At 62.0% G+C, this 17,181-nt stretch carries 16 protein-coding genes; 8 read left to right on the top strand and 8 right to left on the bottom strand.

Annotated elements, in window-relative coordinates:
- Positions 1-42 precede the first annotated feature (42 nt).
- On the bottom strand, positions 43-1,020 hold the full coding sequence (locus tag NLY42_RS28475; protein WP_081725578.1) for a sugar ABC transporter substrate-binding protein: 978 nt from the start codon (positions 1,018-1,020) through the stop codon (positions 43-45).
- 258 nt (positions 1,021-1,278) lie between these two features.
- On the opposite strand from NLY42_RS28475, the gene NLY42_RS28480 reads away from it, so the two are divergent.
- The 4 genes from NLY42_RS28480 to NLY42_RS28495 all read left to right on the top strand — a co-directional run bounded on the left by NLY42_RS28480 (position 1,279) and on the right by NLY42_RS28495 (position 5,301).
- A complete protein-coding gene (locus NLY42_RS28480) occupies positions 1,279-2,505 on the top strand; it encodes an ROK family transcriptional regulator (protein WP_023692756.1) in 1,227 nt (408 codons plus the stop codon).
- Complete coding sequence (locus NLY42_RS28485; protein WP_023684581.1) at positions 2,506-2,952, top strand: RbsD/FucU family protein; 447 nt, start codon at positions 2,506-2,508, stop codon at positions 2,950-2,952. It begins immediately after the preceding gene.
- The gene (locus tag NLY42_RS28490; RefSeq protein WP_023684582.1) at positions 2,949-3,872 is read left to right on the top strand and encodes a carbohydrate kinase family protein; all 924 of its coding nucleotides are present in this window, start codon (positions 2,949-2,951) and stop codon (positions 3,870-3,872) included. The genes NLY42_RS28485 and NLY42_RS28490 overlap by 4 nt, the downstream gene beginning before the upstream one ends.
- Before the next feature lie 298 nt (positions 3,873-4,170).
- Positions 4,171-5,301 carry a DegT/DnrJ/EryC1/StrS family aminotransferase gene (locus NLY42_RS28495; protein WP_023754831.1) on the top strand — a complete coding sequence of 377 codons (1,131 nt, stop codon included), beginning with the start codon at positions 4,171-4,173 and terminating at the stop codon, positions 5,299-5,301.
- A 12-nt stretch (positions 5,302-5,313) separates the two neighbouring features.
- On the opposite strand, the gene cysQ is transcribed toward NLY42_RS28495, so the two are convergent.
- From cysQ to NLY42_RS28515, 4 genes are all read right to left on the bottom strand, one after another.
- A complete protein-coding gene (cysQ, locus tag NLY42_RS28500; RefSeq protein WP_031196090.1) occupies positions 5,314-6,102 on the bottom strand; it encodes a 3'(2'),5'-bisphosphate nucleotidase CysQ in 789 nt (262 codons plus the stop codon).
- A gap of 10 nt (positions 6,103-6,112) precedes the next feature.
- Positions 6,113-8,050, bottom strand: a complete 1,938-nt coding sequence (gene cysN, locus NLY42_RS28505; RefSeq protein WP_023670718.1) for a sulfate adenylyltransferase subunit CysN — start codon at positions 8,048-8,050, stop codon at positions 6,113-6,115.
- A gap of 2 nt (positions 8,051-8,052) precedes the next feature.
- The gene (gene cysD / locus NLY42_RS28510) at positions 8,053-8,958 is read right to left on the bottom strand and encodes a sulfate adenylyltransferase subunit CysD (RefSeq protein ID WP_023670717.1); all 906 of its coding nucleotides are present in this window, start codon (positions 8,956-8,958) and stop codon (positions 8,053-8,055) included.
- Between the two features lie 73 nt (positions 8,959-9,031).
- On the bottom strand, positions 9,032-9,580 hold the full coding sequence (locus tag NLY42_RS28515) for a hypothetical protein (RefSeq protein ID WP_245263557.1): 549 nt from the start codon (positions 9,578-9,580) through the stop codon (positions 9,032-9,034).
- On the opposite strand from NLY42_RS28515, the gene NLY42_RS28520 reads away from it, so the two are divergent.
- Together NLY42_RS28520 and NLY42_RS28525 are read left to right on the top strand one after the other, a co-directional pair.
- Complete coding sequence (locus NLY42_RS28520; protein WP_245263558.1) at positions 9,558-10,664, top strand: O-antigen ligase family protein; 1,107 nt, start codon at positions 9,558-9,560, stop codon at positions 10,662-10,664. The genes NLY42_RS28515 and NLY42_RS28520 overlap by 23 nt on opposite strands.
- Complete coding sequence (locus tag NLY42_RS28525; RefSeq protein WP_023754834.1) at positions 10,661-11,596, top strand: NAD-dependent epimerase/dehydratase family protein; 936 nt, start codon at positions 10,661-10,663, stop codon at positions 11,594-11,596. Before NLY42_RS28520 ends, NLY42_RS28525 begins: the two co-directional genes overlap by 4 nt.
- Here NLY42_RS28525 and NLY42_RS28530 read toward each other — a convergent pair.
- The 3 genes from NLY42_RS28530 to NLY42_RS28540 form a co-directional block, all read right to left on the bottom strand.
- A complete protein-coding gene (locus NLY42_RS28530) occupies positions 11,584-12,123 on the bottom strand; it encodes a sugar transferase (protein ID WP_023684586.1) in 540 nt (179 codons plus the stop codon). The two genes, NLY42_RS28525 and NLY42_RS28530, sit on opposite strands and share 13 nt — an antisense overlap.
- A 17-nt stretch (positions 12,124-12,140) precedes the next feature.
- Positions 12,141-13,073, bottom strand: coding sequence for a glycosyltransferase family 2 protein (locus tag NLY42_RS28535; RefSeq protein ID WP_023732070.1), 933 nt, complete (start codon positions 13,071-13,073; stop codon positions 12,141-12,143).
- A gap of 138 nt (positions 13,074-13,211) precedes the next feature.
- Positions 13,212-15,200, bottom strand: coding sequence for a UDP-N-acetylglucosamine 4,6-dehydratase (locus tag NLY42_RS28540; RefSeq protein ID WP_031244570.1), 1,989 nt, complete (start codon positions 15,198-15,200; stop codon positions 13,212-13,214).
- A 296-nt stretch (positions 15,201-15,496) separates the two neighbouring features.
- Here NLY42_RS28540 and NLY42_RS28545 point away from each other — a divergent pair, with 296 nt between their 5' ends.
- Together NLY42_RS28545 and NLY42_RS28550 are read left to right on the top strand one after the other, a co-directional pair.
- Positions 15,497-16,222, top strand: a complete 726-nt coding sequence (locus NLY42_RS28545; protein ID WP_023754836.1) for a class I SAM-dependent methyltransferase — start codon at positions 15,497-15,499, stop codon at positions 16,220-16,222.
- A gap of 253 nt (positions 16,223-16,475) precedes the next feature.
- Positions 16,476-17,180 carry a hypothetical protein gene (locus tag NLY42_RS28550; RefSeq protein WP_023754837.1) on the top strand — a complete coding sequence of 235 codons (705 nt, stop codon included), beginning with the start codon at positions 16,476-16,478 and terminating at the stop codon, positions 17,178-17,180.
- The last annotated feature ends 1 nt before the right edge of the window (position 17,181 follow it).

The following is a 17,181-nucleotide window of genomic DNA, read 5'->3' on the forward strand; positions in this document are numbered from 1 at the left end:
AAGCCCCCGGCCGTCAGCTTGCCGCTGGCTGTCAGGCAGCCATCAGCCCCAGCACTTGGCGAGGCCTTCCTTGGTGTCGATCGACTTCACGCCATTGGCCGGCTTGTCGGTGACGAGGTTGACGCCGGTGTCGAAGAAGTTCTTGCCTTCGGTCGGCTTCGGCTTGGCGCCGTCCTTGGCGAAGGCGGCGATCGCCTCGATGCCGAGTGCCGCCATCTGCAGCGGGTATTGCTGCGAGGTGGCGCCAATGACGCCTTCGGTCACCGACTTCACGCCGGGGCAGCCGCCATCGACCGAGACGATCAGCACCTGGCTTTCGAGACCGACCGCCTTGAGCGCCTGGTAGGCGCCGACAGCGGCGGGCTCGTTGATGGTGTGGATGACGGTGATGGAGTTGTCCTTCTGCAGAAGGTTTTCCATCGCCTTGCGGCCGCCTTCTTCATTGCCGTTGGTGACGTCGTGGCCGACGATGCGGGCATCGTCCTCATCGCCGATCTTGTTGGGATCCTTCACGTCGATGCCGAAGCCCATCATGAAGCCCTGGTCGCGCAGCACATCCACGGTCGGCTGTGAGGGGGTCAGGTCGAGGAAGCCGATCTTGGCGTCCTTGGCCTTGTCGCCGAGGGTCGCGGCTGCCCAGGCGCCGATCAGCTTGCCGGCTTCCAGATTGTCCGTCGCGAAGGTCGCGTCGGCGGCATCGATCGGGTCCAGCGGGGTATCGAGCGCGATCACCAGCAGGCCGGCGTCACGCGCCTTCTTCACCGTCGGCACAATGCCCTTGGTGTCGGACGCGGTGATCAGGATGCCCTTGGCGCCGTCGGCGATGCAGCTTTCGATCGCCGCCACCTGGCTCTCGCTATCGCCGTCGATCTTGCCGGCATAGGTCTTGAGGTCGACGCCAAGTTCCTTGGCCTTGGCGGTCGCGCCCTCCTTCATCTTGACGAAGAAGGGGTTGGTGTCGGTCTTGGTGATCAGGCAGGCGCCGACGCCGGCGGCCGATGCTGTCGAAGCAAACGCCATCAGGCCGAGGCCCGCCGCGGCGAACACGGTGGACTTCAATAAAGCTTTGGTCACGATCTTCCTCCCATGGAACCATGCGGATGCCGCGCATCTCGAGCGCATCCACTGAAGTTCTCCCAGTGTGGACGCGCCCTCAAATGACACCAGCGGGAGCCGACTGTCAATAATTAAATCACTCTTATTTATTATTGACAGCTTTGCGCGGTTCACTCATTCTGCCGCAAAAGCAGTAAGAATAAACCAAGGGAAGGAACAAGGGTGGAGACCGGCATTGCGAGGCACGGTTCGCCCGAGGCGGCCGCCAGCCGTCTCCACCGTGGCACCAATCAGAGCGGCATGCGCGACCACAATGAGCGGCTGGTGCTGTCGTTGGTTCGCCAGCACGGCAGCTTGGCCAAATCAGACATTGCGCGCATGACCGGGCTTTCAGCGCAGACCGTCTCGGTCATCATGCGCGAACTGGAGGAAGACAGCCTGCTGCTGCGCCAGGCGCCGTTGCGCGGCAAGATCGGCCAGCCCTCCATCCCGATGGCGCTGAACCCCGAAGGCGCCTTCTTCATCGGCCTCAAGATCGGCCGCCGCAGCGCCGAACTGGTGCTGATCGATTTCCTCGGAACTGTGCGTTCCATGCTGCAGCACTCCTACCGCTATCCGGCGCCGCGCGAGACGGTTGAGTTCGTCACCGAAGGCATGAAGACGATGCGCGCCGAACTGACACCTGCGCAGGACAAGCGCATTGCCGGGCTCGGCATCGCCATGCCGTTCGAACTGTGGAACTGGGCCGACACCGCCGGCGCGCCGCGCGACATCATGGACGAATGGCGCCATCGCGACATCCGTGCCGACATCCAGGCGCAGTGCGAATTCCCGGTCTATCTGCAGAATGACGCCACCTCCGCCTGCGGCGCCGAACTGGTGTTCGGCCAGACCGGCGGGGCGCGCGACTTCGTCTATTTCTATATCGGCGCCTTTGCCGGCGGCGGCATCGTGCTCAACGGCCGGCTGTTCGGCGGGCCAACCGGAAATGCCGGGGCGCTGGGTTCGATGCCGGTGCCGGGACCAGACGGCAAGCCGACGCAGCTCATCGACGTCGCCTCGATCGCCATGCTGGAAAAGGCGCTTAACGCACGCGGCATTGACGGCTCCTATCTCTGGACCTCGCCGCAGGAATGGGGCGAGATCGGCGCCGATCTGGACGACTGGATTGCCACCGCCTCGCAGGCGCTTGCCTACGCCATTGTCGCGGCGTCCTCGGTGATCGATTTCGAGGCCGCGGTGATCGACGGCTGGATGCCGCTCGCTGTCCGGCGCCGGCTCGTCGATGCGATCAGGCAGGCGATCGGTACGATCGATGGCGAAGGGCTGAAGCTTCCGGTGGTGCGCGAAGGCACCGTCGGCATCCATGCCCGCGCGCTGGGCGGCGCCAGCCTGCCGCTGTCCGAACGCTTCCTCATCGGTTCGACCACGATTTCCAGGAGCATCTGAATGCTGATCGGTATTCCGTCGCTGCTCGGTCCGGAGCTTCTGGCGACATTGCGCGCCATGGGCCACGGCGACGAGATCGCGCTCGTCGACGGCAACTATCCGGCGGAAGAACAGGCAAACCGGCTGATCCGCGCCGACGGTCTTCACCTCATACCGGTGCTTGACGCCATTTTGAGCGTGCTGCCGGTGGACGACTTCGTGCCGGAAGCGCTGTTTCGTGCCTCGGTAAAAGGCGATCCCTCGGTCGCCGATCCGGTCCACCATGAAATCGAAACGATCTGCACCAGGCGCGCGCCGGGCCGCAAGGTGGTTGCGCTGGCGGGCGCCGACTTCTATGCACGCGTCCGGTCGGCATATGCGATCGTCGGGACCAGCGAACCCCGGCTCTACGCCAACATCATCATCCGCAAGGGCGTGATCTATCCGCCGGAGAACAAGAAATCATGATCCTCTGCTGCGGCGAAGCCCTGATCGACATGCTGCCGCGCACCACGACACAGGGCGAGCCGGCCTTTGCGCCCTATGTCGGCGGCGCGGTGTTCAACACGGCGATCGCGCTTGGCCGCCTCGGCGCGCCCGCCGGCTTCTTTTCCGGCCTGTCGTCGGATCTGTTCGGCGGCCAGTTCCGCGAGGCGCTCGGCGCAAGCAAGGTCAGCTCCACCTATGCGCACACCTCCCCTCGCCCGACCACGCTCGCCTTCGTGCGGCTCACCAACGGCCAGGCGACCTACACTTTCTACGACGAAAACACCGCCGGGCGCATGCTGACGACAGAGGATCTGCCGAAACTGGGCGCCGAGATCGAAGCCATGCTGTTTGGCGCCATCAGCCTGATTTCGGACCCGGCGGGTGCTGCCTACGAAGAATTCATGAAACGCGAGCACGAACGCCGCGTCATGATGCTCGACCCCAACATCCGGCCGAACTTCATCCCCGACAAAGCCAAGCACCTCCGGCGCATCCGCTCGATGATGGCGATGGCCGACATCGTGAAGCTATCGGATGAGGATCTGCACTGGTTCGGCGAGGCCGGCTCGCATGAGGACGTCATCCGCAATTGGCTGGATCGCGGCCCGAAGCTGATCGTCGTTACCCACGGCAGCGAAGGTGCCGTCGGCTACAGCAGGGAACACAAGGTCACGGTGATGCCGCATAAGGTGGAGGTGGTCGACACGGTCGGCGCCGGCGACACTTTCAATGCCGGCATTCTGGCCTCGCTGCACGAGCAAGGCCTGCTCACCAAGGCCGGGATCGGCGGCCTTTCGGAGGACGCCATCCGTCAGGCGCTGGCGCTCGGCGCCAAAGCGGCGGCGGTGACCGTGTCGCGGGCCGGCGCCAACCCGCCCTGGCGGCACGAAATCGCCTGATCCACGCTTAGTCCGCCGCCAGCCGCTGCAAGCAGCCGATCACTTTATGTTTCCGCGAGCCGGAAAGACGCACTGAATTAGCCGGATTAATAGGCGGCGAAGCCCGGATTTCCTGCATCTTGCGGCAATGCAGGGAAAGCCTGAAGTAACAGGCTGCGACACCTAGACAACCCGTCCCGCGGCCGGTCCGGCTTTCTAGACCGGCCCAACTCTGGTACCAGCGGCCCGGTTAAGTTGTTGTTTCTGTGCGTGTCATTGTCCCCGGGGCAGCCCGCACCACACCGTTTTTGAGGCCGACATGCAGTTCATCGATCTTGGCGCGCAGCGCGAACGTATCCGCGACCGGCTGAAGGCCGCGATCGACAATGTCGTCGAGGAAGGCCGCTATATCCTCGGACCGCAAGTCACCGAATTCGAAAACAAGCTCGCAGCCTATATCGGCACCAAGCATGTCGTGGCCTGCGCCAACGGCACCGACGCGCTGCTGTTGCCGCTGTTTGCCGCCGGTATCGGCCCCGGCGACGCGGTGTTCGTGCCGAGCTTCACCTTTGCCGCGACGGCGGAAGTGGTGGCGCTTGCCAAGGCCGAACCGGTTTTCGTCGATGTCGACGCCGAGACCTACAACATCGACATCGCCAGCCTCGAGGCGGCGATCGCCATGATCAAGAAGGAAGGCCGGCTGAAGCCGAAGGCGATTGTTCCCGTCGACCTGTTCGGGCTTGCCGCCGACTACGAGGCGATCATGGCGATTGCCAAGCGCGAAGGGCTGCTGGTGATCGAGGATGCGGCGCAGTCGATCGGCGGTTCGGCCGACGGCACAATGTGCGGCGCCTTCGGCCATGTCGGCTCGACCAGCTTCTATCCGGCCAAGCCGCTGGGCTGCTACGGCGATGGCGGCGCGATGTTCACCAATGACGACGCGCTGGCCGACCAGCTGCGCTCGTTTGCGTTCCACGGTAAGGGCGAGACGCAGTATGACAATGTCCGCGTCGGCATCAATTCACGCCTCGACACGATCCAGGCGGCGATCCTGATCGAGAAACTCGCCATCCTCGAAGACGAGATGGTCGCCCGCCAGGTGGTGGCCAAGCGCTACGCCGAAGGTCTCGGCGACATCGTCAAGACGTCACGCAATCTGGGCGGTGGCCGCTCGGCCTGGGCGCAATACGCCGTCGAGACGCCGAAGCGCGACGGGTTGAGGGCGCATCTCGGCGAAAAGGGCATCCCTTCGGTGATCTATTATGTGAAGCCGCTGCACGAGCAGGTCGCCTATCGCGACTATCCGCGCACGCCGACCGGGCTTGCGGTTTCGGAGGAACTGCCGAAGCGCATCCTGTGCCTGCCGATGCATCCCTATCTCAGCGAAGCCGACCAGGACCGCATCATCGAGACGATCCGCAACTACATTGGCTCGAACCGGCGCATGTAGCGGCGGCGTAAGTTACGCCGCGTCCGCCGCCTTCCCGCTCGCAATAAAATGCGGGTTGGCGAAATCCTCGTCGTCGCTCTGTTTGCGCTTGCCATAGGTGAGCGGCTCGCCGTCCAGCGTGCGCGTCATGCCGCCGGCGGCGCGCAGTACGGCGTCGCCGGCCGCCGTGTCCCATTCCATGGTGCGGCCGAAGCGCGGATAGATGTCGGCTTCGGCTGCGGCGAGCAGGCAGAATTTCAGCGATGAGCCGACCGAGACGATCTCGGCGGCGCCGAGATCCTTGATGAAGGCTTCGGTCTCCGGGGTGTTGTGCGAGCGGCTGGCAACGACCGCCAGCGGCGTGACCGCCCTCCTAACCGAAATCCGCCGGCGGCCGACGATACGGAAGTCGCCATCGACCTCGATTGCTTCGGCCCAGCCCGGCCGTCCAGAGAAGAACCGCCCGCTGCACGGTGCGAAGACGACGCCGATCTCCGGCACGCCGTGCCGGACAAGCGCGATGTTGACGGTGAAATCGGTCCGGCGGTTGACGAATTCCTTCGTTCCATCGAGCGGATCGATCAGGAAGAAGGCGCCATCCAGATCGGGCGGCACAATGCCTTCGGCGACCTCTTCCTCGGCCACGCAGGGAATATCGGGATAGGCCGCACGCAGGCCGGCGAGGATGATCGTCTCGCTCTCGCGGTCGGCTTCCGTGACCGGCGAGGAGTCCGACTTGCTGTCGACCGCGCAGCCGGCCTTGAAGACCCGCATCACCTCGCGTCCGGCTTCGAGCGCCAGGCGCTCGAACACGTCGAGCATCACTTCGTCGTCAGATGCCGCCGCCGCTGTCATATTGGTCTTCGGCAATGTCGCGCTCATTCAGCCAGTGTTCCAGAGCCTCTACCATCTCCTCGGCCGTCTTGCCGAGTGTCTTGAGATGGATTTCGGGATTTTCGGGAGCTTCATACGGGGAATCGACGCCGGTGAAGTTCTTGATCTCGCCATTCAGCGCCCGTGCGTAAAGGCCTTTCGGGTCGCGGCGGGCGCATTCCTCGAACGGCGTATCGACGAACACTTCGACGAACTCGCCGTCGGCCATCAACTCCCTGGCCATGCGCCGCTCGGCGCTGAAGGGCGAGATGAAGGAGACGATGACGATCAGCCCGGCATCGGCCATCAGCTTGGCCACCTCGGCGACCCGGCGGATGTTTTCGACCCGGTCGGCGTCGGTGAAGCCGAGATCGCGGTTGAGGCCGTGGCGGACATTGTCGCCGTCGAGAATGTAGGTGTGGCGCCCCGAAGCGAACAGCTTCTTCTCAAGCAGATTGGCGATGGTCGACTTGCCCGAACCGGAAAGGCCGGTGAACCAGAACACGGCGGGACGCTGGCTCTTCAAGTCGGAACGACCGCGCTTGCCGACATCGAGCGACTGCCAGTGGATGTTTTCGGCGCGGCGCAAGGAATGCAGGATCATGCCGGCGCCGACCGTGGCATTGGTGATGCGGTCGATCAGGATGAAGGCGCCGGTATCGCGGTTGTCGGCGAAGGTGTCGAAGGCGATCGGCGCCCGGGTCGAGATATTGCAGATGCCGACTTCGTTCATCTCGAGCGACTTCGCCGCCTCGCGAGCGAAGTCGTTGACGTTGACGCGGTATTTCAGGTCGGTGACGGTGGCGCTGGTCTGGTCGGTCTCGGTGCGCAGTATATAGGAGCGTCCCGGCAGCAGCGCTGCCTCGTCGAACCAGACGATGTTGGCGGCGAACTGGTCGGCGACCTGCGGCCGTGCCGCCGGCGACACCAGCATGTTGCCTCTGGAGACCTCGACCTCGTCATCGAGCACAAGGGTGATGGCCTGGCCGGCCACCGCCTGGGCAAGATCGCCGCCTTGCGCGACGATGCGCTTGACCCGCGAGGCCTTGCCGGATTTGGCGACCACCACCTCGTCGCCCTGCGCGACGGAGCCGGACGCGATGGTGCCGGCAAAGCCGCGGAAGTCGAGATTGGGCCGGTTGACGTACTGCACCGGAAACCGGAACGGCAGTTCGACCGCGGCCTCGTCGACCGATATGGTTTCGAGATGCTCGATCAGCGACGGGCCGGAATACCACGCCGTCTTGCCGGAGCGGCTGGTGACATTGTCGCCATAGCGGGCCGACATCGGGATCGGCACGATCGTCTGGAAGCCGAGCTCGTGCGAGAACTGCCGGTAATCCTCGACGATACGGTCGAACACCGCCTGGTCGAAATCGACGAGGTCGATCTTGTTGACGGCAAGCACGATATGGCGGATGCCGAGCAGCGAAGCGATGATCGAGTGGCGCCGGGTCTGGCGCAGCACACCCTGGCGCGCATCGATCAGCACGATGGCGAGATCGGCAGTCGATGCGCCGGTCGCCATGTTGCGGGTGTACTGTTCATGGCCGGGGGTGTCGGCGACGATGAACTTGCGCTTGGGCGTGGCGAAGAAGCGGTAGGCGACGTCGATGGTGATGCCTTGCTCGCGCTCGGCCTCGAGGCCGTCGACCAGAAGCGCGAAGTCGATGTCGTCGCCAGTGGTGCCGTGCTTGCGGGAATCGCGCTCGAGTGCGGCGAGCTGGTCCTCGAAGATCTGCTTTGTGTCGGACAGAAGACGGCCGATCAGCGTCGACTTGCCGTCGTCGACCGAGCCGCAGGTGAGGAAGCGCAGCAGCGACTTCTTCTCCTGCGCCGCCATGTATTCGCGCACGCCGTCGGTGGGAGCGAGGCTCTTGGCCAGGATATGGCGCATGCTCAGAAATATCCCTCGCGCTTCTTCTTTTCCATCGAGCCGGCTTCATCGCGGTCGATGAGGCGGCCCTGGCGCTCGGAGGTGCGCGCCGTCAGCATCTCGCCGACGATGGCTTCGAGCGTGTCGGCGTCGGATTCGATGGCGCCGGTCAGCGGATAACAGCCGAGCGTGCGGAAACGCACCAGACGGTTCTCCATCGTCTCACCGGGGCGCAATTGCATGCGATCGTCATCCTTCATGATCAGCATGCCGTCGCGTTCGACCACCGGCCGCTCCTTGGCGAAATAGAGCGGCACGATCGGGATGTTTTCCTGCAGAATGTACTGCCAGATATCGAGCTCGGTCCAGTTCGACAGCGGAAACACGCGGATCGATTCGCCCGGCGCGATGCGGGTGTTGAAGATCTTCCACATCTCCGGCCGCTGGTTCTTCGGGTCCCAGACATGCTGGGCGTTGCGGAAGGAAAAGATGCGCTCCTTGGCGCGCGACTTCTCCTCGTCGCGCCGAGCCCCGCCGAAGGCAGCGTCAAAGCCGTATTTGTCGAGCGCCTGGCGCAGCGCCACCGTCTTCATCACATGGGTGTGGGTGTTCGAGCCATGGTCAAAGGGGTTGATGCCGTCGCGCACGCCGTCTTCATTGACGTGGACCAGCAGGTCGAAGCCGAGTTTCTGCGCCATCTGGTCGCGAAAGGCGATCATCTCGCGGAACTTCCAGGTGGTGTCGACATGCAGGAAGGGGAAAGGCGGCTTGGCCGGATAGAAGGCCTTCATCGCCAGATGCATCAGCACGGAGGAATCCTTGCCGACGGAATAGAGCATCACCGGCTTGGAGAAGGAGGCTGCAACCTCACGGAAGATGTGGATGGATTCGGCCTCGAGCCGCTGCAGGTGCGTAAGCGCGATGTTCATGGACTGTGAGCGTTCTCTCGTGCAATCCAGACCTTGCATCAGATGGATCGGGCGTCCTTTTCAGGCGCCCGGTTCAAGCTTCACTGCTGGACACTATCGGTTCGTGCCGGCGTTCTAGCAGATCGCCACCTGATATAACAACGCTGGAAAGGCCGGCGGCCACACCGATCGGGAACGAATTTTCCATGAAAAGCCCAGAATCCGGAAATTCCTGCCCGACGGAGCGATAGCCTTCAAAGGCCGGGAAAAATCTTGCCTGGACCGAAAGAAACGCCGGCCCGACCTCGTCGCACTTTCGAAAACCGCACCCAGCCGCTATACCGGCTCCTGAACCTGCGCCGGGCGGCATGCCGCAAATGCCGCGCCAAACATTGTCCGGCGCCACGCGACCCAGCGCATTGTGAACCAGAGCATTGACCCCGATCTCCGCCATCAAGCAGCACATTTCGCCGTCACGGATCAACATCACCTTCTCCATTCTGTGCTTCTTTTTCCCGCCGGTGCTGGGATCGGCGGTCAGCTTTTTGTTCAATGGTGGCGGCCTGTGGTCGGTGCTTCTGCTTGCGTTGAAAAGACGGCGTTTCAACATCGACCGGCCGATGACCGCGATGACGGTGGCCATCTATGCCTATTGCGCAGCCAGCGTGCTCGCCTCCATCGTCAACAATTCGATCGCCAGGGATGCGCCGCATCTGGCAGGGCTGATCACCTTCCTGTTTTTCCCAGTCTCATACGCGACCTGGAGCATCACCGAGAAAACCACGCTGACGCGCATCGTCGTGCTGGCGAGCGCCGCCGCCTGTTTTGGCGCCGTGCTGCTGGCGGTCGTGCAATATCACGGGCTGGGCATACGGGCCGAAGGCGGCGCCGGCAATCCGATCGTGTTCGCGACCGTCTGCTGCCTCAGCATGATGATGTGCCTGGCAGGCGCCTTATCGGGTGTCGAAAAGAACAGGGCGTTGCTGGCCTGCGCGACACTGGCCGGCGCGGTCGCCATTGTCTATTCGGGGTCGCGGATCATCTGGCTGGCGATGCTGGTGGCCGGCATCGCGGTCCTGCTGATCAACCGTCGCAAGCTCAACAACAGAAACGCCATTCGGCTTTTGCTGATTGCGGGCGCGATCGGCATCGTCATCGCGGTCATTGGTCTCCCCATCATTTCCGAGCGCGCGGCCTTCCTGTTCAGCGACTGGGATGCGCTCGCCACGAAGGGCGACCACACGACCGCGCTCGGCTTGCGCGCCGCACTTTGGCAGATTGGGCTGAGCGCCTTCCACGACATGCCGATTTTCGGCCACGGCATTGCCGCAAGCCGCGAGCTGATAAAGGATGGGTTCCACAATCAGTTCAACATGCCGTCGACGGGCTTCAGCCATTTTCACAACGGCTTCCTGACCGCATTGGTGGAGGCCGGGCTGCTTGGAGCCGTAACGCTCGCGGCTGTGTTCTTCGTTGCCGCGAGAAACGCGGCCATCGTGCTGCGCACCAGCACGGACGCGGTCGAGCGGTTCGGCGCCACGATGATTGTCGTCACTGCGATCACCTACCTCATCGGCGGCCTGACCGGCATCCTGGTCGGCCACGACATCCTCGATGCCACACTGATGGTGTTCCTGGTGTCCGGGACATATCTTGCATCGGGCCGGCAACAAATGCTGCCGGAACAACAGGCACCGGCCCCGGCGCCCCAGGCAAGCCGGCCGTGAAAGTGCTGGTCACAGGCGCGACGGGTTTCATCGGCAGGCAGGTCGTCAACCAGCTGCGCGAAGCCGGGTTCGGGGTGCGCATGGCATCGCGCCACCCGGAACGGCTCGATCCCATGAGCGATGCGGTTTTGTTGCCGGACTTCGACGCACCGGCCCAGGCATACCAGGCGCTGATGCGAGATATCACCCATGTCGTCCACTGTGCGGCGCTCAACAATGACCGCAAGGCGAGCGAAGCCGACTTCATGGCAGCCAACGCGACACTGACCGCGCAGCTGGCGCGCGCGGCCGCCTCGCGGACAAGCGGGCGCTTCATCTATCTGTCGTCGATCCGGGCAGTAGCCGGTCCCGGTTTCAGCGGAACGATCAGCGAGGCGACGCTCCCTGCCCCGCAATGCGCCTACGGGCGCTCGAAACGCGAAGGCGAGATCAAGACACTGGAAGCCTATGCGTCCAGGCCCTCCGATGCCACGGCGCTGCGCCTGCCGCCGGTCTATGGCGAAGGCATGAAGGGAAACCTGCGTGGAATGATGCGGGCTGCCGCCATTGCCTTACCATTGCCCTTAGGCGCTTTCACCGCAGTTCGTTCGCTGATATCGCGCGACGCGGTGGCTGGCGCCGTGGCGCATCTTTTGACTCGTCCCACGCCACCGCGCCCGACCTATGTCCTGGGCGATGCTTCCCCCGTTGCGATGTTCGAAATCTTGACTGCATTCAGGCACGGATACGACGTTCCGACCCGGCTCGTTCCTGTGCCGGCCTGGCCATTCAGGCTGTTCGCCACACTGCTTGGCAGAAAAGCAGCGTACGACGCTTCCATGGCGACACAGATTTGCGACCCGTCACTGCTGATCTCGGAAGGCTGGATGCCGGAAACCGACACGCTCGGCCGGATTGAGGAACTTGCACGACAGGCCCGTCAGGTCCGGTAGATTGTGCCAAGCAGGATTTTGACGTCGAGTCCGATCGAGGCTCCCCTGAGATATTCGGCATCGGTTTCGGCGCAGAGTTTCGGATCCGACATGTCGATGCCTCTCATCTGCGCAAGCCCGGTAATGCCTGGAAGTGCGGCAAGCACACCCAATTGCCTGCGGCGGTCGACCAACTCGGTTTGCGTGGGCAGGCATGGACGCGGCCCGACCAGGCTCATCTCGCCCTTCAGCACGTTCCAGAGCTGCGGCAGCTCGTCGATCTTGAATTTTCGCAGCACCTTACCGGCGGCGGTGACGGAGTTTGCCGGCGCCTGATGCGAGGGCAGAGATGGCGTTCCCACAACCATCGTCCTCAACTTGTGGCAGCGAAACAGCACCCCGTGCTGGCCGACGCGAGTTTGGGAGAGGAGTGCCGGTCCGGGCGACGACAGCCTGATTGCCAGTATGGCAAGCAGGGTGACGGGCGAGGTCAGCGGCAACAGAACCGCCGCCGCGACGAGATCGAAAGCTCGCTTGGGTCCCCTCATGGCCATCTCAGCATGCTCTAGATCCGCCGCCAGATGAAGGCCACATAGAGCCCAAGCGTCCCAGCCAGCGTCTGCCGGTAGACGCCGCTTTTCCTGAGAAGGCGCAGGCGTCGCAAGATACCGCCCTTTCGCGCCCTGATGAACAGGCCGAGACAGGCGGCGGCATCCCTCGTGAGGATGTCGCGATTGACGGCCAGGCCGCTCAGATTGTGATCGGTCCAGACGGCGAACTCGCCCCTGAAGAGGCGCCCCAGCCGCGACAGCCTCGCCTTCCACGACACGTTGGCGCCGACCAGGTTTGCCTCATGCTGGCGGTAGCGCACCAGCGGTCGCGGGTCATAGCGGACAATGCCGCCGGCAGCCGTGACGATCAGATAGGTCCACCAGTCATGGCTGACGAACTCGGTCCTTGCCGATGCCTTTGCCAGCAACTTTCGCGCGGCGCGGTTGATCATCATCGTGTTGCCGCCGGCAATGCTTTGCACAAGCGCATTGCGAAATGCGGGTGGATGCTGGAACAGCGGCGAATACCCTTGCGCTGCTCCGGTTTCGGACATGGTCGCGGTTCTGGAGCAAAACAGCAGCGGCGTTCCGGCGTCGTGCCCTTGCATCCAGGCAATGGCGCTCTCCAGCCTGTCCGGCTCCCAGATGTCGTCCTGGTCGCAGAAGGCGTAGTAGTCGGCCTCGATGCGCGGATCGATGATCATCGCGCGGAAATTGGCGGCAAAGCCTTGGCGAGGACCATTCGACAGGGTCAACCGGCCCTTGGACCAGCGGCTCTGCCAGGCGCCGATAATGGCCGAAGTGCCGTCTGTCGAACCGTCGTCGGAAACCCAGAGGTCGACAACAGGATGCGATTGCGCAGCCAGCGACGCGAGCTGCTCGTCAAGGAAAGCCGCGCCATCTTTCGTGCCCAGCAGCACGGCCACGCGCTGATCTTGTCTGCTCACTGGTTCAAAATCATCTGCAAACGCCTGGGAACGGCCATCGGATCGGTTTCAATAGCCAATCCCGGTCGATCAGGACAGGCTCTTTGTTTTGACGCAATCCCGGACGGAAAACCGCTCCACACTTTTCCTGGAATTGCTCTAACCAGCTTGCCCGACTGTTTTCGCAACGGTTTCCCGGCGTGCGTCACTTGGAGGCTCTTCCGCCTGATAGAGGCCGGCCATGACGGCGAGCGCCGAGGCCTTGTCCTGATCGCGCATGGCCGCCTGCAGCGATGTCAGCGCCGCCTGGACCTTGGGCCATCCCACGACATCGGTTCTGAGGCCGAAGATCTTGGGGATATCCAGCGCGACGATCTCCTCATTGCCGCCATGCAGCACCTCGTGAAGCTTCTCGCCCGGCCTGATCCCGGTGAAACGGATCGGAATGTCGGTGTAGGGGCTTTTGCCGGCCATGCGGATCATGGTTTCAGCGACTTCGAGGATCGGCACCGGCTTGCCCATGTCGAGCATGTAGATGGCGTAGTCGTCCTTGCCCTGGCGCCGCTCGGCGTCGGCCGCCGACATGATGACGAGGTCGACGGCTTCGGCCACCGTCATGAAGTAGCGGGTCATGCGGCGATCGGTGATGGTGACCGGACCGCCGGCCTCGATCTGCGCCTGGAAGATGGTGGCGACCGAGCCATTGGAGCCGAAGACATTGCCGAACCGCACGGCGATGAACTTGGTGCCGGAGCGACGGCCGCTGGGCCCGGTGGCGTGCGTTTCGTGCAGCGAAGAGACGATCTGCTCGGCGGCGCGTTTCGTCATGCCGAGCACCGAGGTCGGATCGACCGCCTTGTCGCTGGAAATCAGCAGGAACTGCGGCACCCCGCATTTGGCGGCGACCTCGGCGCAGACGAGGGTGCCCAAAATATTGGTCTGGATCGCCGATTCCCAATTTTCCTCGAGCAGCGGCACATGTTTGAGCGCGGCGGCATGGAAGATGATGTCGGGCTTGAAATCGCTGACGACGCGGGTGATCTGGCGCCGGTCTGTGACATCGACGATGCGGCTCTTGAGCCGGACATGGTCCTTTTCGTCAACCTGCTGGTCGAGCTGGAAAATACCGAACTCCGAGATATCGGCGACCAGAACCGCCTCGGCGCCAAGTTCCAGCGACCGCTTGACCAGGATGCGACCGATTGAGCCGGCGCCGCCGGTGACCAGGACGCGCTTGCCACCGATAAAGCCGCCGATCCGCTCAATATCGGAAGCAACTGTGGAGCGGCGCAGGATGGTTTCCATCTCGACAGCGTCGAGTACCAGCTTTCCGCCTTGGCCGAGCTCCGAAACTCCGGAGAATTGGACGACGGCGATACCGCTGTGACGGGCGACACGGACCAGTTCCGAATATTCCTCGATCTCGCGTTCGGTGCCATTGCCGAAAATCAGCATGTCGAGGCTTTTGGTGCCTCTTGCATATTCTTCGAGGACCTCGACAAGGCGGGGCCGCACGGCCACCACCGGAACGCCCTGTATCTGCGTGCCCAACGGCGCGCCGTTCTCGATGGCCATGATGCCGGCGATGGAATATTCGGCCGGCTCGGCCGTGCGTGTGAAGCGGATGATGACGTCTGCTTCGCCAAGCCTGCCGACGAACAGCGCTTGTTTGATCGCCGCATTGTTTGGGTTGCGGCTTAGGATTCGCCAGCTCGCCCCGTCGCGCAGGAACCGGTAATAGAGCCGAGGCGCCGATATGATGGTGAAGGAGACGAGGAAAAAGACGATGAACTGGCGCTCGTTGAGGCCGGTCACCGGCTGAAACGATCGAACCGCCAGCGAGACGACATAGAGCGTGACGGTCAGGATGGCGCAGCTCTTCAGGATGTTGAAGAAGTCCGGCGTGGAGGCGAAACGCCACACGGTGTTGTAGAGGCCGCAATAGCGAAACAGCATATGGCTGAGAAAAACAATACTTGCCCAGCACGCCAGGCCGGCCGTGGAGAGCGCGTCGAATGAAAGTCTCGACTGAGAAAGCCCCAGACTCAGCGCCACCGCGACCAGGACCATGACCAGATCCTGGATCATTATAATGGCGCGCCGCATCTTCGGCCGAAGTCCGGACACGACCTCTACATAGGATGTCATTGGGTAGTACTGAACTCCAGGCGCAAGGACATGGACACTAACGTGGTGCAAGAGCGACGGAAACCCGTCACCGATCACCTGTTTAGAGTGCCAATCCCCAGCCCCGCCGCTTTGTATCGCATAGCGTGGAGTCGGGGACGCCGCCAGATATTTTTTTCGTCTGTCGCACTCTCGCGCAAAGCTGTGGTGCATGACACGGCTCTCGCATTGTGGAAGAGTCGATCGGGGCAATGCACACAGCATATGGGTGGAGAATGAATGCCGCCGTTAGGGCGGGCTAAAGTGGAGAGCTATTGATGCAGGATGCCGACTACGGGAAACGTGTTACAGGAAAACCATATCTTGGTTTTTTGGAAGACATCCACAAACAGCTGAAACCCAATACATATTTTGAGATCGGCGTTCAATTTGGCGATACTATTAAATTGGCAAGTTGTTCGACCGTTGGCGTTGATCCATTTTTCTCTTGTCAGACCAACATCATTGGCAAGAAGCCAACCTGCCAGCTATTTCAACAAACCAGCGATGCCTTTTTTGCTGAACGCGACCTCTCTCGCATCTTTGGGAAATCCGTCGATCTTGCCTTTCTGGATGGCATGCATCGGTTCGAATTCCTGCTCCGAGATTTCATAAATACAGAAAAGCATTGCGCTCCCGAATCGATCGTCGCCATGCACGACTGTTTGCCGCCGGGATTCTATATGACGTCGCGGGATATCGCCGACGCCAAACATCCTCGCTCCGCATTTCCAGGCTGGTGGGCCGGCGACGTATGGAAGATTGTGCCCACCCTCAAACACTACCGGCCGGAACTCTCAATTACGGTTACCGACAGCGCACCAACCGGCCTTGTGCTGATTACCGGACTCGACCCTGAAAATGATGCTCTCTGGGCAAACTACGAGAAGATCATTGCCGGTTTTCAGCCGATGGACCGCAGTGAGTTCGCTCACTACTGGTCCTCAGTTTCAGTGGTCTCAACCGACTCCGTGGACCTGGGAAGGTTCCGACCTTTCAGCTAGCCCTATTGCCTCTTGAGATCGACTTGTGAAGGGAGTAGGCACGGCCACCCTTTGGCGGGCGTCCCACGAGATGTTCAATGGCTATGTATCGATTGAAGCAGCCGTAGGCATTCTTGGGGCGCGGTGCGTTTAAACCAGGACGGAGAGCCTGTACCCTCCGATGCATCGCTTGTTACCGATCGCACCGAGGCAATTTGAACCTTGCCCTCACAGCGACGTTTTCCAAGCCCGCAACATATGAGAGAAAGGTGTGATGTTTCGGATCAAGCTGCCTTTTCAGACACGTGACAGAGGGGCCGTCGACGGCATGAAGCGATTGTTGAACCATAAGGTTCATGAGCTTGCCGTCAGCCTTGTCATCGGAGTAGCTCCGGCGATTCCGGTGGGACGGAAGGATGATCTCGCGGAACATTTAGATATGGTGAGACAGGAGTTCGTGGGCCGAACCGAAATCGAATATACGCATGCGGCGCTGATCGTGCTTTTACGTCGCGGCATTGCTGAAAAACGAAGTTGGAAGCGCTTCCAACAAGTGTGGGAGGAGTGCGGGCCCTTTCTGCTGCAGCGGCTCAACACCCGATGGCTGATCTCAGCCTGCGATACCATCGCCGACTTCTCTCCCGATCGAGCCGAACGCGCGCTGGCACTTGCGGGTTCGCTCTTGATGAACACAATCAAGCTCTATGAAACCGAGATTTGGATGAAGGCCACCGAAGCTAAAGAATATGAACGCATTCCGCAGGGAGGCATGACGCTCTTTGACGGCGTGACACCCTTTATGGTTGGCGCCGGCGACATGATCGCAAATCTAAATACCAGAGTACAGTCTCTGTGCGAGAAACAAACCATAGCTTCGAATATTCTCCAAGAGATATTTCGTAGGATTCATGTCAACCCAACAGTATTCCAGCGATTTCAGGCGCTGCACACCTCAGATCTCACCAAGTGGAGCGCATAAA

The organism is Mesorhizobium sp. C372A (genome assembly GCF_030323245.1).
In the GTDB taxonomy this organism is placed as follows: Bacteria; Pseudomonadota; Alphaproteobacteria; order Rhizobiales; family Rhizobiaceae; genus Mesorhizobium.